This window comes from Arsenicibacter sp. R0_47 (genome assembly GCF_057652235.1).
This window is the reverse complement of record NZ_JBYFCJ010000033.1, coordinates 54,691-78,007: the sequence shown is the minus strand read 5'-3', so window position 1 is coordinate 78,007 and position 23,317 is coordinate 54,691. Positions and strand designations below refer to the sequence as shown.

The 23,317-nt window shown below is 52.9% G+C and carries 13 protein-coding genes; 10 read left to right on the top strand and 3 right to left on the bottom strand.

All coding sequences use genetic code 11. From position 1 onward, the window contains the following. Positions 1 to 3 precede the first annotated feature (3 nt). Entirely contained in the window at positions 4 to 762 is a 759-nt protein-coding gene (locus AC23NW_RS31100) for a hypothetical protein (protein WP_487454438.1), read from the bottom strand. A gap of 179 nt (positions 763 to 941) precedes the next feature. Next, positions 942 to 2,180, bottom strand: coding sequence for a sensor histidine kinase (locus AC23NW_RS31095; RefSeq protein WP_487454436.1), 1,239 nt, complete (start codon positions 2,178 to 2,180; stop codon positions 942 to 944). A gap of 240 nt (positions 2,181 to 2,420) precedes the next feature. Between AC23NW_RS31095 and AC23NW_RS31090 the strand changes: the two genes are divergently transcribed. Beyond that, positions 2,421 to 2,897, top strand: a complete 477-nt coding sequence (locus AC23NW_RS31090) for a response regulator (RefSeq protein WP_293839323.1) — start codon at positions 2,421 to 2,423, stop codon at positions 2,895 to 2,897. A gap of 52 nt (positions 2,898 to 2,949) precedes the next feature. Here the strand turns inward: AC23NW_RS31090 and AC23NW_RS31085 are convergent, their stop codons facing one another. Further along, positions 2,950 to 5,622 (bottom strand): MGH1-like glycoside hydrolase domain-containing protein, encoded by a 2,673-nt coding sequence (locus tag AC23NW_RS31085; protein WP_487454434.1) that lies wholly within the window; start codon positions 5,620 to 5,622, stop codon positions 2,950 to 2,952. Between the two features lie 672 nt (positions 5,623 to 6,294). On the opposite strand from AC23NW_RS31085, the gene AC23NW_RS31080 reads away from it, so the two are divergent. The 9 genes from AC23NW_RS31080 to AC23NW_RS31040 all read left to right on the top strand — a co-directional run bounded on the left by AC23NW_RS31080 (position 6,295) and on the right by AC23NW_RS31040 (position 22,895). Next, positions 6,295 to 8,631 (top strand): hypothetical protein, encoded by a 2,337-nt coding sequence (locus tag AC23NW_RS31080; RefSeq protein WP_487454432.1) that lies wholly within the window; start codon positions 6,295 to 6,297, stop codon positions 8,629 to 8,631. A gap of 76 nt (positions 8,632 to 8,707) precedes the next feature. Continuing rightward, positions 8,708 to 13,963, top strand: coding sequence for a beta strand repeat-containing protein (locus AC23NW_RS31075; RefSeq protein ID WP_487454430.1), 5,256 nt, complete (start codon positions 8,708 to 8,710; stop codon positions 13,961 to 13,963). A 61-nt stretch (positions 13,964 to 14,024) separates the two neighbouring features. Then, positions 14,025 to 15,458 (top strand): hypothetical protein, encoded by a 1,434-nt coding sequence (locus tag AC23NW_RS31070; protein WP_487454428.1) that lies wholly within the window; start codon positions 14,025 to 14,027, stop codon positions 15,456 to 15,458. A gap of 32 nt (positions 15,459 to 15,490) precedes the next feature. Then, a complete protein-coding gene (locus AC23NW_RS31065) occupies positions 15,491 to 16,084 on the top strand; it encodes a hypothetical protein (protein ID WP_293839339.1) in 594 nt (197 codons plus the stop codon). A gap of 103 nt (positions 16,085 to 16,187) precedes the next feature. Beyond that, positions 16,188 to 16,667: a hypothetical protein gene (locus AC23NW_RS31060; protein WP_487454426.1), complete on the top strand. Its 480-nt coding sequence runs from the start codon at positions 16,188 to 16,190 to the stop codon at positions 16,665 to 16,667. 16 nt (positions 16,668 to 16,683) lie between these two features. Then, positions 16,684 to 17,517, top strand: coding sequence for a hypothetical protein (locus AC23NW_RS31055; protein WP_487454425.1), 834 nt, complete (start codon positions 16,684 to 16,686; stop codon positions 17,515 to 17,517). Between the two features lie 331 nt (positions 17,518 to 17,848). Further along, on the top strand, positions 17,849 to 18,874 hold the full coding sequence (locus AC23NW_RS31050) for a hypothetical protein (RefSeq protein WP_487454423.1): 1,026 nt from the start codon (positions 17,849 to 17,851) through the stop codon (positions 18,872 to 18,874). A 103-nt stretch (positions 18,875 to 18,977) separates the two neighbouring features. Then, entirely contained in the window at positions 18,978 to 21,176 is a 2,199-nt protein-coding gene (locus AC23NW_RS31045) for a S9 family peptidase (protein ID WP_487454421.1), read from the top strand. A gap of 207 nt (positions 21,177 to 21,383) precedes the next feature. Next, the gene (locus AC23NW_RS31040) at positions 21,384 to 22,895 is read left to right on the top strand and encodes a D-apionate lactonase family protein (RefSeq protein ID WP_487454419.1); all 1,512 of its coding nucleotides are present in this window, start codon (positions 21,384 to 21,386) and stop codon (positions 22,893 to 22,895) included. Positions 22,896 to 23,317: the final 422 nt, after the last annotated feature.

The window sequence follows — 23,317 nt, the reverse complement described above, 5'->3', positions numbered from 1 at the left end:
CGATCAGTTTGCGGATGATTTTAACTCACTAATCGAATTTATGACCATGCATAGGGTTTTATGAGAAAGCCCTGCATCATCAAATGGTGCTAATGTGTAGGCGCCCAATATTGCACTTACAGGAGCGGGGGCATCAAACACAACACCATTGAAAGCAATACCTCGTATTGTTGGACCCGAAGAACCTGGCCCTGCTCCAAAACTTACAGGAGAGTTCAGTTTTACAGGCGTTACAGGTATGTAAATGGTTTTTGTTACAGACGAAACATACGAAGGCAGACACTCTACACAGTAGTTTTTATACTGAACACCAACATTTGGATTGGCAGCAGCCTGACAGTCTGCAAGGGTTAATGTTTTGGTTATCACCCCGGTTGCGGCATTATACATTTGCCAGGTTGTGTTCTTGTAAAAGGTCGCTAAATTTTTAATAAAGGCACCATCTACATCATAAACATTCCCATTTTCTATCCAAATGCCACCTTTTGAGGCATCATCAGAAATATTTGTAGGACACCAGGGGCCTTGCGTATGGTCTGTTGGAGTACTTTTAGTAACAATTTTGTAGCAAAGAGCAGACGTGCCATTTGATAGCGTTCTTGTTTCGGTTGTGATAGTTACATTTCCGGATGATGTCAGGAACTTGGTTGCATCTACATTAATTACAGTACCATTATTGGCAGGCGTTGTCGTATCATCAACTTTACTGCAGGAAGTCAACGCACATAGTAGTGCTACGAATAAATGATTTTTGTAAGTCATATATTTTTAATTAAAAATTGGCCTTACATCATTAGACGTTGTTTTTTGTTTTTTCCTTCGGTTAGGTTGATTTTTTTTAGTGTACGAACGAACGGATAAACAAACGTAAACTCTGCACCCCTGAGCGAAAAGTACGTAATCGCCGGAATGAACCGGGAGTAGAATCCCCATCCAAAAAATCATTCCGAATAATGGACCGGAAACCGGATGCGGATGGTAGTACCGCGAGCAGGCGAGGCTTCGACTTCCATGTTGGCATTCAGGAGCTCGCAAAGCCGCTTGACGATGTGTAGGCCGATTCCCTCGCCACGAGGTTGGGTCGATTGGGGCAATCCGGCGGTTTTCTCTGGCTCGTTGCTTTTAACGTTTATAGTGGAGCGTGGCCCTTTGATACTCACTTTTTCGAGCGAAGGCTCAAGGGTAAGCGCTGTCGCTGATTTTTCGGTAAGGCCAGGGCCGGTATCACTTACCGTCAACAGCCAGCGAAGGGGACCCTCGGTCGACCAGACAAGCGATACGCCACCCTGATAGGTGTATTTTAGCGCGTTTAGAAGCAGATTTTGTACAATGCGCTGAACCTTAATTGAATCGCCTTTTACCGGCAGGGCCACAGGGCCATTTGTTTGCAGGTACAGGTTCCGTTCAGCTGCGTATGGTTTGAGGGTGTCGGTTACGCGAAGCAACAGGTCAGACGCGTCAAACGATTCGATATAAAGCGTTTCCTGGCCGGCTTCAAGCCGGGCAAGGTCCATAAGCTGCGTCAGCATAGAGGTGACTTTCGAAAAATTCCGCTGTAGCATCTGTAGCATTTCAGTGCGTTCTTCTTCGGTATTGCCGGGCTGATCCAGAATATAGGCAGCTCCCCGCATTACGCCGAAACTCCCGCGCAGGTCATGAGAGGCCATCCGCAGGACATCAGAGCGCCGCCGGATCAGATCGTTCAGTTCATCCAGTGTATGCTGTAAATTGGCCGCCCGTTCAGCTGCGCCAATCTTCTGCAAATCATTATATTGAGTTACGCTGCCTGAGATGGCTTCATGAATCAGATCATTTACTGCCTGGTGAATGGCCTGTAAATCGGCCGGGGTACGTGACGGATGATCGTGCACATACGACCCTATTTCGTCAATAAGGCCACTGTGCAGATGGGCAAATTCGCGGAGCAGTTCCTCCAGCGCGTACCCGAGCCGCCAGCGATGTAACCCATGTTCCCTGGCAATCTGCGCCGGACTGAACGGAGGTTTTTCGTTTGTCAGCCGCTTGGTAAAGGCAAGTAGTAAATCAGGGACACGGTCGTTGAACTGCTCCTGACTCAGGCTATTGACCGTAGGCAGCGACGGATCGGCCTCGCATCGGTGACGCCAGGTTATCAGCAGCTCCCGCTGTCGGCGGCCCAGCCAGTCAGCTAAGCCTTTCATCCATATATGTAGCAAAGTTACGTCAGACATTAATCGGGAATGGTTTTATACAAAGGTTGTAGTCACATAAGATTGACTTATTGACTAAAACCGGATTAGCTCACCAACAATTTTCGCCTGGACAAGTTAATGTATTTAAGGTTAAGTTAACACTATACGGATAATGAATGCAATTAGGTTTTTATACCTATATTTGTAATATATGAATTTTTATTGTCTGGCAAAACCCCGATAAAGCCCATGACTTCACCAGTCATATCAGAATCTAAACGCACCGAAAAGCATTCAAGTGTACTAATTGTGGAGGACAACCGCGACCAGCAGGTGCTGATCCGGTATGCACTTCAGCAAAGCTTTAATAAGGTTAAGCCTGTTTGTGTTGACAATGCAGAAGAGGCGCTGGCTTACCTTGATTCATGCGTTGAAAACCAGGAGGAGTTGCCGAAGTTAGTACTGCTGGATTTGTATTTGCCTGAAGCAGAGCAAGGCTGGCAATTGTTACGTCAGATAAAAGAATATCCGGTTGGCCGGAATATGCCTGTCGTTGTACTGAGTGTATCCAATGCCGATGAAGACATTCAGCGGTCGTATCAGCTCGGTGCCAACTCATACATCGCCAAACCACTCGAGTACGAACAGTGGTTAACCTATTTTGAGACCATGCGGTTGTACTGGTGGGAGACCGTTACATTACCCCGCCAGCCGTATAAACCATAAAGAGCTGCCAGGATCGCCTGGCAGCTCTTTATTTTTACCGGTAAAACGTCTGTTATTTAGTAACCGTTTGCCGTACCCCTTGTTTCTGGTATTGATACCAGTACTCGATGAGGTCAGCAATCAGGCCCGTCCAGCCCGTTTGGTGGCTCGCACCCAGTCCGCTGCCGTTATCTCCGTGGAAATATTCGTAGAATAAATACAGCCCGTCGAAATTCGGGTCGTTCTGCTGTTTTGCTTCCTGACCAAAGGCCGGAATCTGCCCGGTGTCCGGATCTCGCCTGAAGATATTGATCAGCCGCCCGATTACGCGCACAATCGCTTCCTTGATGCTCATGATTTCGCCGGAGTTGGTCGGGTATTCCAGCTCAAAATCATCACCGTAGTATTGATAGAACTTCAGCAGGGAGTCAATCAGCAGGAAGTTTACCGGGAACCAGACCGGGCCGCGCCAGTTGGAATTGCCGCCGAAAAGGCTTGTTTCCGATTCGGCCGGTACGTACTTCACCCGGAATACTTCGCCGTTCAGGGCAAACTCATATGGGTGCTCTTCGTGGAACTTCGACAGTGCCCGGATACCGTAATCCGACAGAAACTCCGTTTCGTCGAACATCCGTTTCAGCAACATCTTCATCCGGTGACCGCGCAGGAGCGATAGCAGGTGGGTTGCCCCCTTACCCGGCTCGTGCCAGCGCGAAATCAGCGAGGCAAGGTCGGGCCGGTTAGTCAGTACCCACTCAATCCGGCGTTTGAAGTCCGGCAGCTTCGACAGCAGTTCTTCGTCCAGAATCTCGACGGCAAACAGTGGAATCAAGCCGACCATCGACCGGATTTTCAGCAGCCGTGCGTTGTTGTCCGGCGTGTGCAGTACATCGTAATAGAACTGGTCTTCCTCGTCCCACAGGCTGATTTGCTGCTTACCGAGGTTGTTCATCGCCGACGCAATGTGCAGGAAGTGTTCGAAGAACTTACTGGCCATATCCTGATACGCCGGCCGGGTCAGGGCAATCTCGCAGGAAATCCGGAGCATGTTCAGCGTATACATGGCCATCCAGCCGGTTCCGTCGGCCTGTTCGATACGGCCGCCCATCGGCAGGGGCTGGCTGCGGTCGAAAACCCCGATATTATCGAGGCCCAGGAAGCCGCCGCCAAAGATGTTATTGCCTTCCACGTCCTTGCGGTTAACCCACCACGTGAAGTTGAGCAGCAGCTTATGGAAAACCCGTTCCAGAAAGCCAATGTCGCCTTTACCATTGAGGTCGCGGTCGATTTCATACACCCGCCAGGTGGCCCAGGCGTGTACCGGCGGGTTCACGTCGGAGAAGTTCCATTCGTAGGCCGGAATCTGACCGTTCGGGTGCATGTAGTACTCGCGGAGAATAACCGCCAGCTGCCGTTTGGCAAAATGCGGGTCGAGCCGGGCGAGGGTCAGGGTATGGAATGCCAGATCCCAGGCTGCAAACCACGGGTATTCCCACTTGTCGGGCATCGACAGGATGTTGGCCGTGTACATATGCCGCCAGCTCTCGTTGCGGGCATACACCCGTCCCTGAAAGGGAATCGGCATTTTCGGATCACCCTTCAGCCATTCGTTGACATTATAGTAATAGAACTGTTTGTTCCACAACATACCGGCATAGGCCTGCCGCTGAATGGCCCGCAGTTCGGGATCCGTTACGTTTTGCTGGAGTTCGCCGTAAAAAGCATCGGCTTCGGCCAGCCGTTTCTCAAAAATCTCATCGAATGAGCCGAACGGACTGCCCTGATGGGTTGTATCGCTGAACCGGAGCCGGATCGTTGTGCTTCCTTTAGGCGGCACCACCCGTTCATAACGGGCCGAGGCCTTGGTGCCGATCTGGTTGGGGTTGACAAACTCCTTCCGGCCGGTGATGATGTAATTATTGATGCTGTCTTTCGGATAGGCTGTCGTATTCTGCCGTCCGTAAAGCCGTTCGGTATTCGTTTCGTTTTCGCAGAACAGCAGTTCGTTGGCGCCTTCGCAATAGAGTTTGTATTTACCCAGTTGCTTGTGATTGACCTCAATCTGGCTGGTTGCAATGCCATTCAGGATAGGGCGGGCATTGAACTGCTCGTATCCCCACGACCACACATTCCGGAACCAGATGGTTGGCAGGAGCGTAATCGGAGCAGGTTTATCGGAGCGGTTGGTGGCCGTTACCTTCACCAGCCAGTCGTTCTGGTCGGCTTTGGCATATTCGATAACGATATCGAAGTATTCGTCCTGATCGAAAATACCGGTATCCGTAATTTCAAATTCAGGATCTACCCGTGACCGCCGCATGGTTTCGATAACCAGCCGGTTATAGGGAAACTCCTGCTGAGGATACTTATACTGCATCTTCATGTAGGAGTGGGTAGGCGTACTGTCGAGGTAGTAGTAAAGTTCCTTAACGTCTTCGCCGTGATTGCCTTCCGGGCCGGCCAGCCCAAAAAGCCGTTCCTTAATGATGCTGTCCCGGTGATTCCAGAATGCAAGGGCAAAGCAGATAAAGCCTTTGTTATCCGAAACGCCGCCGATCCCCTCTTCGCCCCACCGGTATGCGCGGGAACGGGCCATATCGTGTGTCACATAGTTCCAGGCATCACCATACGGACTATAATCCTCCCGGACAGTGCCCCACGAACGTTCTGATAAATAAGGCCCCCATTTTTTCCAGCCTTTATTGTCGGGCCGGTCATAGATGCGTAGTTTCTCAGCAGCAGCCATGAATTTGCTAGTTACGAATGTAGGTAAAAAGGCAGCATCCTCTCAGCGTCCCGCAAGCCGCTAATTGATATACCCATTAACGGCCAAATATACAACCCTTGACTGATACTTTATTGACTATTTACAGGGTATTTAGTTGCAATGAGGTGTTATTGCAGGCCTGGTTGCCTTTTTGAGGGTTTTAGGGGGCTGCCTGTCATACAGTATGTCTCCTGAGGAAGGCCGGTAAGGAAAAACTGATTTTATGAACCGGAACAGAAGTGCGTAAAGTTACAGATTAGCAGCCTGTTGTTTTAAAAAAACGGCCGATTGAAAAGATTATGTACTAATTTGTACGTTTTAGGTTTTGAAAAAGCCATTTTTATTGACTAAGGACTTGACATTAAAAACATTTAGCCATTATTTTAAGCACTTAATCAGCGTTCCATACCAGTCCACTTCATGAAAATACGTGCTACCCATCCGTTAAAAGGAGCTTTTTACCTGCCAGCTTTCTATACATTCCGGAAAATCAACATTTTTTTCAGCCTTAACAAATCCGGATTCCATCGTCTATCGTATACTTGTTGCCATGATTATATGAATATAATGTATACGAATATTTATAATAAGTATACATTATATTCGCCTTTACCGTAACGTAAGAATATAAACCATAAATCAACTACGACCATGGTACGTAGCAGGTTGATTAATTGGCGTATAGGAGGGAGAGGGGAATTCCGGGGCAATTATGCAAAGGCCGACCTGCAGTCGGGCCTGGCAATGATTTTTTTTGGCTTTTTCTTCGTGCTGTTTAGTGCCGAAACGGCCGCACAAACCTATACTAAAAATAACCTTTCCCAGTTTGCAAACCCCGCAGGGCAGTATACCATTACCGTTAACGGCTGTAGCTTATTGTGCGGTTATAGCGTATCCAATGGGTCAGCAGTTGCCTCAACTACGTTAACTGACTTTGCCAGTATCGATATTTCAGGAATTAGCCTGCTGACCGGTATAACGTCATCGGTCCGGGTAAAACTGCAATCATCCACTGTATCTAAGGCAGGGGATTATGCCGGGATTGTCATCGGCACTGGCTCTACACTTAATGTGAACCTGTTCAACGCCATGAGTATGAAAACCTACAAGGCAGGCATTGAGCAGGAATCCAAAACCAGTTCATCCTTACTAAGCCTTGATGCCCTGGGATTACTGGGCAATGTCCAGCGCGAGATCGCGTTTAAAACCACCAAAGACTTTGACGAAGTTGAACTGATTATTACGGGTAGTAGCCTGATTGGACTCAGTTTATTTAACAGCGTTGAATATTATTACGCCTTCGGCGGACAAACCCTTGGCACCTTTGCGTTCAACTGCGGTTCTGCCACTACATCGGGGCTTTTTGTTGCCGGAACCCCTTCATCGGGGACGTTAACGGTGCCGGTAACAGGCTCAACCTCCGGTCTTGTCTCCTTGTCGGTAACCGGAACCAGCTTCAGCAGCAATCCGCTGCCGTACACCACCACCATTACGAACGGGCAGACCACGATTCCGGTACCGATTACCTTTACAGGAGCGGGCACTGCCGGCTCGCGCGTGCTGACTGTCACATCTTCGTACACATCCGCGTCGGGGCCGGGGAGCTGTACCGCAGCGGCAACCGTTTATGCTCCGGCAACAATCACTATTGTTTCCCCCACGGCCGGTACCCAAACCTATCTGACGCCTGCCATAAGCGGAACGGCCAACATCGGCGCCAGTGTAACCGTGCTGGCACCCGGAAATCCGGCCTGTGTCGTGACAGCCGGTGGCACCGGGAGCTGGACCTGTACGTCACTCTCGCTTTCGCCGGGACCTGTCACCGTCACCGCCGTCGTTACGACCATTGCCGGAACGGCTTCGGCCACGGTCAGCTTTACGGCGTTGAATCCGCCCTGTACGACGCCCTCGGCGCTGACCATCAGCCCTGTATCAGCCTCCTTGACTATTGGCAGCATAACCGCCTTCACGGCCTCCGGCGGATCGCCGGGTGCCATCAGCTGGAGCCTGAATCCGGTGACCGGTGTGAGTCCGGTCCTGAGTGGTACCGGCACAACAACAGGTGCACTCATCTTTGCCTCGGCCGGCTCCTTTACACTCACCTTTGTCGCCAGCAATAGTTCCAGTCCGGCCAGCTGCACAACGGCACAGAGTGTAACGGCAACGGCCACGATTGTTGTCACCGATCCCTATGCGATTGTCAGTGTGAAGGTGTTTCTTGGTGGCGCCTACGACGCGGTAACCGGCCTCATGCGCGATGACCTGCGGAGTCAGAACATGATTCCGATGATTGAGCCGTATTCATCGTCTGCCTTGACCGGTACCGGTTTTAGCCATACGGGCGGGGGCGGCGGCGAAATGGCAACCAGCAGTGTATTCAGTACAACCGGCAACGACGCCATCGTCGACTGGGTCTTTCTGGAACTGCGGTCCCCTGGCAGCAGTTCGACCGTGATTGCCACACAATCCGCGTTTGTACAGCGGGATGGCGATGTTGTTGCGCGCGACGGTGTCTCGGCGGTTCCGTTTGCGGTCGGGGCCGGCAATTATTATGTCGCGGTCCGGCACCGGAACCACCTCGGAGTGATGACGGCCACGGCGCTGGCGCTGAGCAGCACGGCCGTAACCGTTGATTTTACGTCCCCGTCTGCCAATACCTATGGCAGTCAGGCACAGCGGCTGGTCAGCCTGACCGCCAAACGGGTATTGTGGGCGGGGAATGCCGGTCCGAACCGGTCGGTAATCTATCAGGGCCCGAACAATGATACTGGCCTGCTGTTGGCGCAGGTACAGCTCGATGGCGGGAATGTAGACGGTGTGCTGACCTACATCGTATCTAAATATTTGCCGGGAGATCTGAATATGGACGGGCGAATTATCAGTCAGGGGCCGAATAATGATCTGCAGACCCTGTTTCTGAATGTATTACTGCATCCGGATAATACAGCCAGTTCATTGTCGCACATTATTCAGGAGCAGCTGCCATAAACAGCATGCTTTCCGATATTTAATTGAGTTTGAGTAAAGTAACTATATCGTTTATGAAGCAATTAATTGATCGTTTATGGAACAAAGACGTTTACTACATCCCGAAACAGGCAAACGGTTACTGTGGGCACTGGCTCTGTTGATTCTTTGCCTCAGCAGCAGCTATGCACAAGGTATCCGGTATTCGGTAAAACTACTCTCCGACGGGATCACGTATCAGGTGTCCCTGTCCAGTACCGTAAGCCTGAGCGGATCCGACCAGCAGACCAACAGCGGGCAGATTACGATTGTGGCACCGGCCGGTAGCTTAACCATTGCTAATCTAACGAATGTCGGGAGCAGCACCTGGGCAAATAACACGACGGTCAGGGCTCCTTCCCAGAATCCCTCAAAAGACTATTTTATTTTTGGTCTGACCAGCTTCGGCGCGTCTATACCCTACGCCGCCGGTGTCGAAATTCCGTTATTTACGTTCCGGAATACCGGCAGCTGCGCGGGCGCCATTGAGGTGTGGGCTTCCAGTGACCCCTTTCAGCCAAATCCACCGAGTCAGCCAATCAACGTCGGCAACGACCTGACAGCCCTGGGCTTTCTCCGGCTGGGTGTTTCGAATGCGTGGCTCGGCAACTATGGGGTTGGCACCGCCAACTGTTCGCTATTGCCGGTGGTTGCCTTCAGCATCCCAACGCCTAACAGCTTAACCAGTCTGACCCCGACGGTGACCGGTACGGTAACGGCCGGTTCGTCGGTAACAGTGCTGGCCACCGGCGGACAATCCTGTATTGCCACAGTAACCGGAACCGGCTGGACGTGCAGCGGCCTGACTTTACCGGCGGGGCTAAATACGTTAACGGCGTTGTCGGCCAACAGCATCGGGCCGGGTAATACAGCAACGGTGAGTTTTACAGCGGTTGCGCTGCCGGCCATTGCCATTACCAGTCCGGCGGCCAGCGCCCAGACCAGCCAGACGCCAACCGTGACCGGGACGGCAACACCGAATACCAGTATTACGGTCACGGCACCGGGGGGCAGTTCCTGTGTGGTGGTGTCGGATGGCAGCGGAAACTGGTCGTGTAGCTCCCTGACCTTACCCGTCGGGCCGGTAACTATCACGGCGACGGCCGGAAATATCAGTGGCCGTACATCGGCGACGGTGGCCATCACCACCATTGCGCCGCCAACGATCAGCATCGTTACGCCGGCTGCTAATGCAACGATTTCAAACAGTCCGACTGTCAGCGGTCTGGCAACAGCAGGGGCCAGCGTGACGCTCCTCGGGCCAAACAGCCAGTCCTGCACTACTACGGCAGATGGTGGCGGGAACTGGTCGTGCAGCTCGTTCAGCCTGCCTGCGGGGCCTGTTACATTAACGGCCATTGCCAACAATACAGGCGGAACAACTTCCACGACGGCCAGCTATACCGTACTGACAACCATATCGGCTTGTGGCCAGTCACTGAATCTGTTAAGTTCATTCACGGCGACGGCATTGCGGACCGTTGATCCGACATCCGTACAGGTGGTAACGCAACCGGCAAGCGGCCACGTTTATGTGAACAGCGACGGTACGGTACGGTATCAGCCGGCAAGTTCGGCGGCGGGGTCGGCATCGTTTACGTTGCGGGCCGCCCAGTTGTCGTCGGGCGAAAAACGGACCAACTCCGGTTTATCGGTTTCGCAGAACGGCTTGTGTCTGCTTTGTTCCGTTAGTAGTCCGAATAACATCACGACCACATCAACTACTGATTTTGCCACTATTGATCAGACACTCTCAGTAGGGGGTACAACGACGATCCGGGCAAAACTGAGCGGAACGGCTCCGAAGGGCGACCGTGCGGGATTTGTTATTGCTAACCCGGCGTTATTGAGCGCTGCTATATTGCCGACGATCACAGTCCGGACGTATCTGGCCGGTACGCTTAAGGAAACGTACACCCTTCCGGCAATCGCCAGTATCCAGATTTTATCAGACGCTAAATTAGAGGTAAGCTTCGTGACGCAGCTGTCTGATTTTGATGAGGTAGATATAAGTTACCGGACAACGGTGGGCGCACTGGCTTCGCTGGATGTGTACTATGGTTTTGGCCGTCCGGAGCCGATCTATCAGACCATCAGCTTCAACATCGCCTACAATGCGAACCTGTGTACCGATGTGCTCTCGCAGACAACCTGCCCGCAGGCCTTTTCCGTGCTGACCAACGATATTGTAAGCGGATCGGGTATTGTTGATCCGACATCGGTCAGCATTGTGTCGCAGCCAACAAACGGCAGTGCTATTGCCAATGCTGATGGTACGGTAAACTTCCGGCCAACTGATCCGGCGGCGGGCTCCGGCTCGTTTGTGTATCAGGTCTGTACGAAAGTTGACCCCGCAGCAACTGCCAATAACTCCACAAACGGCGTTACAGCCAGTGGTATCAGCAGTGCGGTCTGCGTCGGGTGTTCGGTAACGAGTGCGACGGCGGTGGGCGATGCCAGTCTGAGCAACTTTGCCACCATATCCATTCCGGTAGGTGCCGGTGGCTATGCGTTTATCCGGACAAAGCTGGCCCGCATGGCGCCGGCCGGCGATATGGCAGGTTTCCTGGTCGAAAATACCTCACTGGTATCGGCCGAACTGTTAAGTTCGGTAACGATTAACACCTATAAAGGAGGTTTCCTGCAGGAAACGGCGATCTCTTCCGGCTTATTAAGCCTGTCTATCCTTGGCGGTGGTCAATACGAACTGAAGTTTCAGACAACAAAAGAATTTGACGAAATCGAAATCCGGACGGCGCCGGTGGTCGGAGTATTGTCCACGACCAAAGTCTATTACGGCTTTGCAAAATTCGGCCGTACCTGTACGCAATACAATGCCACGGTCAGCTTCCCTGCCGGTATGGCATACCAATGTCCGGGGGATTTTACCTTTGGTAACTGCGCTACTGCTACTACCAGCGGTACCTTTGTAGTAGGGTATCCGTCGTCGGGTACCCTGACCCTGCCGCTGACGGTGAATCTGCTGGGAACTGTTACCGTAAACGTGTCAGGCAGCGGCGTAACCGGCAGCAGTACGCAGACAATTGTAAGCGGACAGACATCGTATACGCTCCCGTTTGCCTACGACGGTAGTGCGCCCCGCTTTACACGTACCATAAGTGTAACGTCGGCGCAAGCGACAGGCTCATGTTCAACGACCATCAATGTGTATGTGATGCCGACTGTGGCCATCAACAGCCCGGCCGCAAACGCACAGACTAACCTGACGCCGACAGTCAGCGGAACGGTTACAACCCTTGCCAGCCTGACTATTTACGGTCCCGGCGGGCAGACCTGTACGCCAACGGTGAACGGATCAGGCGGGTGGAGCTGTAATTCGTTTGCGTTCACCGCAGGACCGGTCACGCTGACCGCCGTTACGGTGAATGAAGTGGGGAGTCAGACCGTGACTGCAACCTTCACGGCTGTTGCACCGCCAACCATTGCGATACTGGTTCCGGCTCCGAATAGCCTGACCAGTCTGACCCCGGTCGTGAGCGGGACTACCACCATCGGCGCTGCCGTGACCCTGCTGGCACCCGGCGGGCAGGTCTGCAACCCTACGGTGGATGGGGGCGGTAACTGGAGCTGTAGCTCCCTGACCCTGAGCGGCCAGGTAACCCTGACGGCCATCGCGCAGAACGTGGGCGGAACGGCGACAACTACCACAACCTTTACGGCCATTGCCGCCCCTACACTGGCGATTACAACGCCGGGGCCGAACAGCCTGACCAGTACCACGCCGCTGGTGAGTGGCACTGTAACGGCCGGCTCTACGGTAACCGTCCTGGCTACGGGCGGGCAAACCTGCGTGGCGACGGTTACCGGAACAACATGGTCGTGTAACGGGATCACCATTCCGGCAGGACCTAATACGCTGACAGTGGTGGCAGCGAATGCCGGTGGCAGTACGACAGCAACAACCAGCTTTACCGCTGTGGCAGTACCATCGATTGCCATTGATGTGCCGGCGCCCAACACAACGACATACCTCACACAGGTGGTTAGCGGAACCGCTACGCCGAATACGAGTGTGACCGTTCTGGCCGCCGCTAACGCTGCCTGTGTGGTCACCGTAAGCGGGGCCGGTAACTGGACCTGTACATCGCTGACGCTCACACCGGGACCGCAGACGGTTACGGCCATTGTAACCAACGTGGGCGGAACGGCATCGGCTACCGTCAGCTTTACCGCGCTGAATCCGCCGTGCTCGACCCCGGCAGCCTTATCGCTGACTCCGTCGTCGGTAACGCTGAATATCGGCGATGCCACCGTAATTACGGCTATGGGTGGTTCGCCGGGTGTGCTGGCCTGGAACATTAGTCCGGTTGCCGGTATTACACCGGCAACCAGCGGTGCGGGCACCTCGACCGGTTCGCTTACGTTTGCCACCGCCGGGGTTTACACCCTGACGTATACCGCAACCAACAGCACATTGCCGCCAAGCTGTACGACTGCTCAAAGTGTATCAGCCACGGTCAGTATTGTCGTAACAGATCCGCAGGCCGTACTGAGTCCGAAGGTGATTCTGGGAGGAGCATACAGTGCGGTGGCAGGGCTGATGCGCGACAATCTACGCAGTGCCAGCCTCTTGCCGCTGGTAGAACCGTATTCCTCATCGGCGCTGGCCGGCACGGGCTTCACACACGTTGGCGGAGGCGGTGAAACGACTACCAGTACGGTACTGAGCGTAACGGGTAATAACGCGATTGTTGACTGGGTATTCGTTGAACTGCGGTCGCCGTCGAGCAACACAACGGTGATTGCTACCAAATCGGCTTTAGTACAGCGCGACGGTGATGTAGTTGATGTTGATGGCGTATCGCCGCTGCGGTTTAATGTCGGGGCGGGGAGTTACTATGTCGTGATCCGGCACCGGAACCACCTCGGTGTGATGACGGCTGCGACGGTACCGCTGACCAGTACGGCTACTACGGTCGATTTCACCGATCCGCTTACATCGGTATACGGTACAAATGCCCGGCAGAGTGTTGGCGGTGTCAGAGCCTTGTGGCCGGGTAATACCAATGGCGTTGATAATGTGTCAGGAACACCGAAGCGGCAGATTATCTATCAGGGTAGCGATAATGATCTGGGCGTTGTATTTGGTCAGGTGTTCCTCGATTCCGGAAACCAGACATTTGTGCCAACCTACATTGTTCAGAAGTACCTGACCAGTGATGTTAATCTGGATGGGTTGCTGAAATACCAGGGAGCCGATAATGATTTACAGATCATTTTTGCTACGGTTTTGCTGTATCCGGCAAACGGAGGTTTTCTGGCAACATACATCGTAGAAGAGCAGGTTCCTTAATCAATTAATACCGGACCGGCCCGCAGGCTGGTCCGGTTACTATGTTTAGCGAAGAGAGGATATGACTGAGACATATAACAGAACGATACGAAAAGTCACGGTCGGCGTAACCGGCTGTCTGCTTTTCCTGATAACGGGGCTATTCCCTGCCTTCGGGCAACAGGGTATCCGCTATGCCGTCCGGTTGTTGCCGGATAAAATTACCTATCAGGTTTCGTTATCCAGTACCGTAACGCTGACCGGCGCTGAGCAGATCACCAATAGCGGGCAGGTAACCATTGTCGGGCTGGCTGGCCGGCTTAGCATTACTAATGTGCAGAGCGTAAACGGCCAATGGTCAAATAATACCACGGTTCGTGCGCCGTCGCAGAATCCGGGGTATGATTACTTTATTTTCGGGATGACGCCGAATACGCCCATGATTCCCTACAGCAGTACGCAGGAAACGGTCCTGTTTACTTTCCAGAGTTCGGGCGCCTGCCCCGGTGCGGTCGAAATCTGGACGAGTACGGACCCGTTCCGGCCGAATCCGCCCACACAGACCATCAACGTCGGTAATGACCTGACGGCCCTGGGCTTCCGCAACGGATCGACGCTCTACAACGCCTGGCTTGGTAACTACAACGTTGGACAGGCAAACTGCGAAACGCCGTCGACGGTGACGTTGCGGGTGAAAGCCCTGTTGCAGGGTGCCCTGGCCGGTACGACCGACGGACTCATGCGCGATGACCTGCGCACGGGTGGTGCATTGCCGCTGGCGACGCCGTACTCGTCAACCGTCAGTACGCGGTTCAGTCAGACGGGTGGGGGCGGCAACGAAACGGCTCCGGCAGCGGTAACCACCGTAACAGGAGCCAATGCAATTGTTGACTGGGTGCTGGTGGAGCTGCGTAACCCGGCAAACACGTCGGCAGTGGTTGCGACGCGGTCTGGTTTGCTGCAGCGGGATGGTGATATTGTTTCACCGGCCGATGGTACATCGCCGCTGAGTTTTACGGGCTTATCCGGATCGAATTTTTATGTCAGTGTCAAACACCGGAATCACCTTGGGGTGATGACAGCCACGCCGCAGACTTTGTCGGCCACGATCAGTGCGGTTGACTTTACGACACTGGCAGCGGCGAGCGTCTGGAGCACAACGGCGAACGGCTACGACTATAACGGCTACGAAATGGTATCGGTAGGCGGGAAAAACGCCCTCTGGGCAGGTGACGCCAATCATGACGGCAAGGTTGTGTATACGGGTCTGAGTACGGACCTGAACACAATTTTTACCGAAGTGCTGACTGCGCCGGGTAATACCGTAAACCAGCTGTATAACTACAACAGTGCGGTCGGGTACTATTACGGGGATGTCAATATGAATGGTAAGGTCAGTTATCAGGCAGTCGGTAATGACAGTCAGACGATCTTTACAAACTTGTTGACCAATTACCTGTTAAACAGTGCGAAACTGTACAATTTTACCTTTTTTGTTGAGCAGATCCCAAATTAGTGCGGCTGTCGATACCGCATAAACGATATATTATGGCTATTACACGACTGCTGATAATTTGTTGTCTGATCATGAGTGGATTGGGCGTCAGGGCACAGAATCAGATCGATCTGACACTGAAATACAACACAACCCTGTCCCGCTACGAAGTGTATGCCCGGCCAACCACCGGGTTTACGCAGGCCGGATTTCCGTGGGGCAGTGCACAGATCACCGTTGTCGCCCCCGCCTCCCTGAGCAATGTGGCGCTGACCGTAACGGCGGTGGCGGCCGGTAACTGGGCTGATAACTCGCGCCTGTATGCACCCGCAGCGGCCCCTGCGCTGGATTTTCACGGAATCGGCTCGACCGGTGCTGCCATTGACCTGACGGCCGGTGCGGAGGTACTGCTGTTTACGTTTACCATTCCGGGCGGCGGCTGTCTGGCCGGAATCCGGCTGTTCATCAACGGTGTTGACCCTGATCCGTCTGCCCAGACCTCGGGCGGTGATTTCCGGAACTACACCTACGACGGCAACGACTTGCTGGGCCAGAACAATTACTATGGGACTAACTATGGCCCGGCGTCGCCGACCTGTTCGAATGCCTGTGCGCTGGAAGCACCGGTTTTGCAATGGAACCGGTAGCGCCGGCGTTGAAGCGGCGGGCATACCGGCAGGGAGATGCTCCATCGCTTTTATAAGTGATTCAGTATGACGTTTATGACAACTATGATTTCAGAAAAACATCGTGAAAGCGGGTTTATTTTTCTCTTCACTGGCTGTGCTCGCTGCCTATACAGCCACCGCAGCGCGACCGGAAGCGCCGGCGTCTGCTATCGTTCGTAAAGTACCGGGTACAGCACGGCCGCACGTATCGGTGCCCGCCGGTTATTTCCAGATTGGTCAGCCCATTGTCTTTCAGGTTGTGGGCGGTAGTAGCGGTAGTGGTGTGTTAACCCGCTACGCACTGACTGATCCGGCCGGTAAAATTATCCGGCTTGCCGATTCGCCCCTATTTCCGTCGGGGGATCTGCCGGCCGGGGAGTATAGTATTTACGCGGTTACCTATACCGATGATAACACCATTCAGCATCTTACGGCCAACGATGTGAATCGGATTACCGATGTGACAGCCGGTTGTCTGGTTGTATCGGCCCCGTTGAGTGTGCACGTCATGGCTTGTGCGCCGGCTTGTGTTCCGGCGGTAATAGCTCATAAGATTAGATAATCAAAACCGGAAGGATATGAAGAAATTTCTCATTGGAATCATTGCCTGCATGTGCAGTCTGGCTGGTGTTGCCCAGCCTCAGATCGTATTGCGGATGGCCTTTAATGCGGAGCAGAACCGGTATGAGGTATTTGCCCGCCCCAACTTTTCGGCAAATCAGTTTGCCTGGGGGCCGTCGCAGGTATCGGTGGTGCTGCCGGCCGAGGTGGCTGATCAGTCAGTTTCGGCACGAAGCACCAACATTGGCGTTTGGTCAGACAATTCTCGGATTTTTGCACCGGAGACCGCGCTTGCGTCCGATTTTCACGGGTTTACAACCCAGGGTGGTAAAGTCGATCTGACGGCGGGCGAGGAGTTTTTACTGTTTGATTTTGCCTTGCCGCAGGGCTTTCTGGAAGGCGTCCGGTTATTCGATATGCAGAAAGATCCTGCTGCCTCGAAACCCGGCATGAAAGGGGGGGATTTTTCAGGATATATGGCCGATGATAGGGGTAGAAACATGCTGAAAACAGACCTGACCACGCCTGTATTAACCGTAAAGGATGAGGCAAAGCTGGTTGGTTTGGCGGGAACAACTTCCGAACCATCGCTGCGGGTGGTGGCCTACCCGAATCCAAGTCCGTCGGGGGCATTCCGGCTGTTTCTGCAAGGGTTCGACCGCTCCGAACGATTGACGGTGCAGATTGCGACTTTGACCGGTAAGGTGATCCACTCTTTTTCAGAGCGCGCCGATGCGCTGGCCGGAAAAGCAATTGCCCTGGGAAGTCCGGCCGATTCCTTTCTGATTTTATCGGTTACACGCCCGGATAAACAACAGACATTCGCGCAGAAAATCTGGTTGCGGGATTAATGTAAGCAGTAAACCTCTTGTCGAATCTTTTTATTAATGGGTAAAGCAGTTTTTAATGAAGGAGAAAATATAGGCTATTCAGGTATGTTTTCCATGTACAAAAAATAGGTGTTTGCCTACAAAAAAGGGGCTTTAATGGACTTTATATGTAGTTTGTAGCTTATGGTAACAGGTTGATTTATTTTTATGCCATTATATGACGCAAACGGGTATTTTATAATCTATCCAAACGCTCTGTAAGTCATTCTTCAGTCAACCTTTTACTATACCTATGTTTAAAAATTGTACTATTGCCAGAACTGTAGTAGCTTCTATGGTTCTTCTATGCCTAATGACACATACGCTGGTTGCGCAGCAAACAACCAGCGGAACCGGATGGCAAGGCCTGTTTGAGAAACTGAAAAAAGGGCAGCCTTCTGCTGATAAAGGGCTAAACCAAACAAAAAGCGGCCTTTCTGCGATTAAAACAAGCAATACAATTACCAAAAAATGTTACACGGTAAAAACACCATGTAGTGGTTTTGACGGTACATATACGACTGCTATAGTCTGGGGAGAGGGATCTCCTCTTTACATAGGCGGTGGTGAACAGCAGGCAATGATCACCTACTCTCCGTATGGTACGCCGGGTTGGTATTTCATTAAGCAGAACGGTGACCTTTTTTTTAATGATGCTTCACCGGAAGCATTACCATTGGATGGTTGGGTGTATGCTGAGGACGGTTGCGGGACTGAAGGTGAACCGGCAAGTCTTACGTTTACTGAAACAACATGTGAAACGCTTGCCCTGTGCCGCGAAGTGAAAACGGATTGTGGCATGTTTGGCGGACAATACAAACAAGGTGGTACTTTTTATGGAAAACCTTTCTTCTCGAAGGACGATTTAAGCCACATTATTCTTTTTCAAGGTGATAACGAAGGTGGAGGTTGGATGATTTTCTCCGGATTTGTTGGTCCGCCTTCCGCTATAGCCGAATCGAATGATGATTTACCCCCGGCTACAGGATGGATGGTACTGGACTTAGCCTGTGAGGAAGATGCGCAGATTACTGTGAAGAGCTGTGGCTGTACGCCGGAACCTGTCAATGCATTAAACTCACTTGTTTTTAATACACTGAGTGCTTCAAACTGTCCGATCAATCTCCGTTTTCCTGCATACGGTAGCATGGCGGTCATTACAGGACCGAATAACTATGTCTATTCCAGTGTCTACCGCAAACCCGGACCTTATTTGATGAACATCAATGGTATTAAAAAGCCGGGTACCTATACCGTTACTGTTAGCGCGGCAAATGAGTGCGGAGAAATTACCTCGAAAGTTGTTACGTTTGTTGTAAACGGCCAGGGCTGTAACTAATACAAACGCATATAAACAGGTTTACCAGGCGCCCGCTGTGTCAGACGACACAGCGGGCGTTTCTTTTTACTAAATTTGAGGATTGGTTTGACTCAATATCTTCATGCAACACAACACCCGATTGATACGGATCGCCTTATTGCTGCTGATTCCTATCGCTTCCTTTGCCCAGACAAAACAACGGTATACCTCCCTACAGCAGGCCCTGACGTCGGGCGGTCAGCTGTCCGGTGCCAGCGGTCCGCGCAGTGTAAACTGGATCGATGGCGGTAACCGCTTTTCCTACATTGAAGGTCAGAATGTGATCAAGTCGTTTTCGCCGAAAGACCAGCAGGAAAATGTCGTGTTCGACGGGAGCCAGCTGACGTTCCCCGGCACTACCGAGCGCTTCCGCTACGTGTCGTTTGAGTGGTCGAAAGATTCAAAGAATCTGGTCTTCCAGAGCAACTTCCGGCCGGTCTGGCGGCGGTCGGGCATTTCGGATTACTACGTGTATTCGGTGGCCGACAAGAGCCTGAAACTGGTTGCCAAAGATGCCCAAACGGCCGAATTATCGCCGGATGGCACCAAAGTTGGCTACGAGCGGGGCGGCGATCTGTTCGTATTCGATTTTGCGACGCAGAAAGAAACGCGCCTGACTACCGATGCTAAGCCTGCGTTTTACAACGGCCGGTTTGGCTGGGCCTACGAGGAAGAATTTGGTCTGGCCCAGGCCTGGGAATGGTCGCCCGACAGCAAGTTTATTGCTTTCTGGCAATCAGATGAGCGGCAGGTACCGATGTACCGCATGACCGACTACAAAGGCTTTGACGAAAAATATGACTCGCTGCCTTATCCGCGCGTGGGCGATCAGAATCCGTTGGTACGCATTGGCGTTATCGAAATTGCCAACGGCACGAAGCAGTGGATGAAGGTTGATCTCGGCGATGGCTATATTCCCCGCATTTACTGGACCTCGCAGGAGGGGCAGCTCGCGCTCGTTCACCTGAACCGCAAGCAGAATCACCTGAAACTGTTCATGGCCAACGGCCGCACAGGCGAGGCCCGGCAGATTATGGAGGAAACCTCGAAAGCGTGGGTCGATGTGTTTGATTTCTTTGCCGGCATTCTGCACTACTTCTACTTCCCGGCGGGTGTGCAGGAGTTTTACTGGGTCTCGGAACGCGATGGCTATGCCCACCTGTACCGTTACGACTACACCGGCAAGCTGCTGAATCAGGTAACAAAGGGCAATTGGGAGGTGACGTATGTGCATCACATTGACCCGAAAGCAAAGAAAGTGTACTATACCTCAACGGAGGTGTCACCGCTGGAACGGCAGTTGTATGTCGTTGATGCCGACGGTAAAAACCGCCGCCGCCTGACCAATACGGCCGGTAAACATGCGGTCAATTTCTCACCGAACGGGCAGTATTACATCGACCGGTACTCCAACGTGTCGACTCCGACGCAGGTGGAGCTTTGGGATACAAAAGGCACTAAAATCAAGGCGCTGGAAACCAACAGCCGCGTGACCGAGTATCTGGGTACGCACACGTACGCACCGAAGGAGCTGGCAAGCTTCACCACGTCGGATGGCCAGAAAATTGACATTTCGATTGTGAAGCCGGTTGACTTTGATGCGTCGAAAAAGTATCCGGTTCTGGTGGATATTTACGGTGGTCCCGGCGCGCAGTCGGTTTACAATGAGTTCAATACCGGCGGCTGGCATCAGTGGCTGGCCCAGCAGGGGTATGTGATTGTAAGTGTCAACAACCGGGGCAGCGGGGGCTACGGCCGTGATTTCGAGAAGATTGTCTATGAGCAGCTTGGTAAATATGAAAGCCTTGATTTTGCCGAAACCGCAAAATATCTGGCCACGTTACCGTGGATCGACGGTACCCGCATCGGTATCCGCGGACACAGCTATGGCGGCTACATGAGCAGCTACACCATGCTGACGCATCCGGGTGTGTTTAAGGTGTCGCTGGTCGGCGCACCGGTGACCGACTGGCGGCTTTACGACAGCATCTATACCGAGCGCTACATGGGCCTGATGCCTGAAAATGAGGAAAAATACAAAGCGAGTGCCTCCACGACTTACGCCAAAAATCTGGCCGGTAAGATGTTCATTGCCCACTCGACCATGGACGAAAATGTGCACGTACGCAATACATTCCAGCTGATGAATGCCCTGGAAGATGCCGGTAAAGACGCCGATCTACGGATTTATCCGCCGGGTGCCCATGGTGTTGCCTACAGCGGCACCACATCGCTGTTGCTCTACACGCAATACACCGATTACCTGTCGCGGAATTTATAAGCGGTTTGTACGGGCGACCCCACGTGGTCGCCCTTTTTATTTGCTTGCCCACGTGGGTGCCCTTTTTATTTGCCACATGGGGCGGGGCTTTTAAAAGGGCGACCACGTGGGTGCAAAAGGGCGACCACGTGGGGTCGCCCCTACGGGAGATCAATACAATAGAGGGAGATCATACAATAGACAGACCATCAATAAAATATATCTGATATGCACTTAACTGCCGGCCCGATTACCTTGCTATACGACAATGGATTCCCCCGCTATTTTAAGCTGGGTGACGATGAAGTACTGCGCCGCATCTACTTTGCCCTGCGCAATCAGGATTGGGATACGGCCCGCCTGACTTTCAGTGACGAATCCATTACCAAAAATCCGGAATCGTTCCGCGTCGATTATAACTGGGCGGCCGATGATCTGGGCATGCAGATGAACGGCCACGTCACGATCGAAGGCGCAACCGACGGGACTGTCACCATGAGCTGGTATGGCAAAGCGCTGAATACGTTCTGGCGCAACCGTGTCGGCTTCTGCGTGCTGCACCCGATTGACGGCGTGGCCGGGCAGCCTTGCCACATTCAGCATCCGGAAGGGCATGAATCGGTCGGGGACTTCCCAAGGCTGATTAAGCCTGATCAGCCGTTTCTGAACGTACAGGGCATGCGCTGGCAGACAACTGCCGGCCATGAACTGCAGCTGTCGTTTACGGGCGATGTCTTTGAGACCGAAGACCAGCGCAACTGGTCGGATACATCCTACAAAACCTACTGCACCCCGCAGGACCGCCCTAAACCGGCACAGGTTGAGGCGGGGACGGAACTGTTTCAGCAAATCGTTTTCCGGCCGATTGCCGCAGGCGAAGGTATCACAGCCGCCTCATTTGAATACGCCGTTGAACCACCTGCCAAACCACTGCGGATTGGCTTAGGGCATAACCCGTACGACGGGCCGCTGACCGCTAAAGAAATTGACCGGCTTCGGGCCGTGGGCTTTTCACACCTGCGGACCGATGTGTTTCTGACAAATCCGGCGTGGAAACCGGCATTTGACCGGGCGGTTGCTGATGCCGTAGCGCTTGCTCTGCCGCTGGAAGTTATGCTGTTTTTCGGTGACGATCCGGCGACGGAACTTGCCGGTTGGCTGGCCGAAGTAGCGGCGCAACAAGTTGTGCTGTATACTGTGGCGGTGTTTTGGGAAAAGAACCGGCTGACCGATGATACACTACTGACGGAGGTTGCACCTGCCTTACGGGAGGCCCTTCCCGGTATCTGGATTGGCGGCGGGACAGACGCTAACTTCGTAGATGTCAACCGCAACCCGTTCGACTACGCACAGATTGATTTCGTGACGTACTCAATCAACCCGCAATCGCACGCCACCGACGACCTGACGGTTATGGAAAACATCGGCGCTCAGGCCGATACGGTCCGCTCGGCGCGGGTGCTGTCGGGCGGTAAACCGGTGCACGTGTCGGCGGTGACGCTGAAGGGGCGTTTTAATCCGGACGCGGCCCTGTCGTCAGCACCGGTTGCGCCGCCTGCCGACCACCGGCAGCCGACAGACTTCGCTGCCGGTTGGCTGGCCCAAAGCCTGCAAACGCTCGAAAAGGCCGGCGCCGGTTCGGTGACGTATTTTGAAACACACGGCCCGCGCGGACTGATGGATGCCGACGGAGCCTTTCCGGTTTATGAGGTTCTGGCGGCTTATCACGGCGTAGAATAGGACACAAAAAAGACGTTCCTGGAGCTGACCCGGACGGGCAGAAAAATACCGGGCACGGTCATAGTCTGCTATGATTGTTCCGGTAAATTCCCTGCGATAACAGGCCGTATTTCGCGTTTTTAAACCACAAAGGCGTGAAGCACCGAAGCAGCACAAAGTGAAAAAGAAGAAACTTCGTGCCCCTTATCGTCTTCGCGTCTTGGTGGTAAATGTTTAAACCACAAAGGCGTTAAGCATCGAAGCAGCACAAAGTGAAAAGTAAAAACTTCGTGCCCCTTATCGTCTTCGCGTCTTGGTGGTAAATGTTTAAACCACAAAGGCGTGAAGCACCTAAGCAGCACAAAGTGAAAAAGAAAAAACTTCGTGCCCCTTATCGTCTTCGCGTCTTGGTGGTAAATGTTTACACCACAAAGGCGTGAAGC

Bases quoted from the DNA above. Each gene is read 5' to 3' on its own strand.
- AC23NW_RS31040 (WP_487454419.1), top strand. From the start codon at position 21,384: ATGCACTTAACTGCCGGCCCGATTACCTTGCTATACGACAATGGATTC.
- AC23NW_RS31095 (WP_487454436.1), bottom strand. From the start codon at position 2,180: ATGAAAGGCTTAGCTGACTGGCTGGGCCGCCGACAGCGGGAGCTGCTG.
- AC23NW_RS31045 (WP_487454421.1), top strand. From the start codon at position 18,978: ATGCAACACAACACCCGATTGATACGGATCGCCTTATTGCTGCTGATT.
- AC23NW_RS31100 (WP_487454438.1), bottom strand. From the start codon at position 762: ATGACTTACAAAAATCATTTATTCGTAGCACTACTATGTGCGTTGACT.
- AC23NW_RS31075 (WP_487454430.1), top strand. From the start codon at position 8,708: ATGGAACAAAGACGTTTACTACATCCCGAAACAGGCAAACGGTTACTG.
- AC23NW_RS31070 (WP_487454428.1), top strand. From the start codon at position 14,025: ATGACTGAGACATATAACAGAACGATACGAAAAGTCACGGTCGGCGTA.
- AC23NW_RS31085 (WP_487454434.1), bottom strand. From the start codon at position 5,622: ATGGCTGCTGCTGAGAAACTACGCATCTATGACCGGCCCGACAATAAA.
- AC23NW_RS31090 (WP_293839323.1), top strand. From the start codon at position 2,421: ATGACTTCACCAGTCATATCAGAATCTAAACGCACCGAAAAGCATTCA.
- AC23NW_RS31050 (WP_487454423.1), top strand. From the start codon at position 17,849: ATGACACATACGCTGGTTGCGCAGCAAACAACCAGCGGAACCGGATGG.
- AC23NW_RS31080 (WP_487454432.1), top strand. From the start codon at position 6,295: ATGGTACGTAGCAGGTTGATTAATTGGCGTATAGGAGGGAGAGGGGAA.
- AC23NW_RS31055 (WP_487454425.1), top strand. From the start codon at position 16,684: ATGAAGAAATTTCTCATTGGAATCATTGCCTGCATGTGCAGTCTGGCT.
- AC23NW_RS31065 (WP_293839339.1), top strand. From the start codon at position 15,491: ATGGCTATTACACGACTGCTGATAATTTGTTGTCTGATCATGAGTGGA.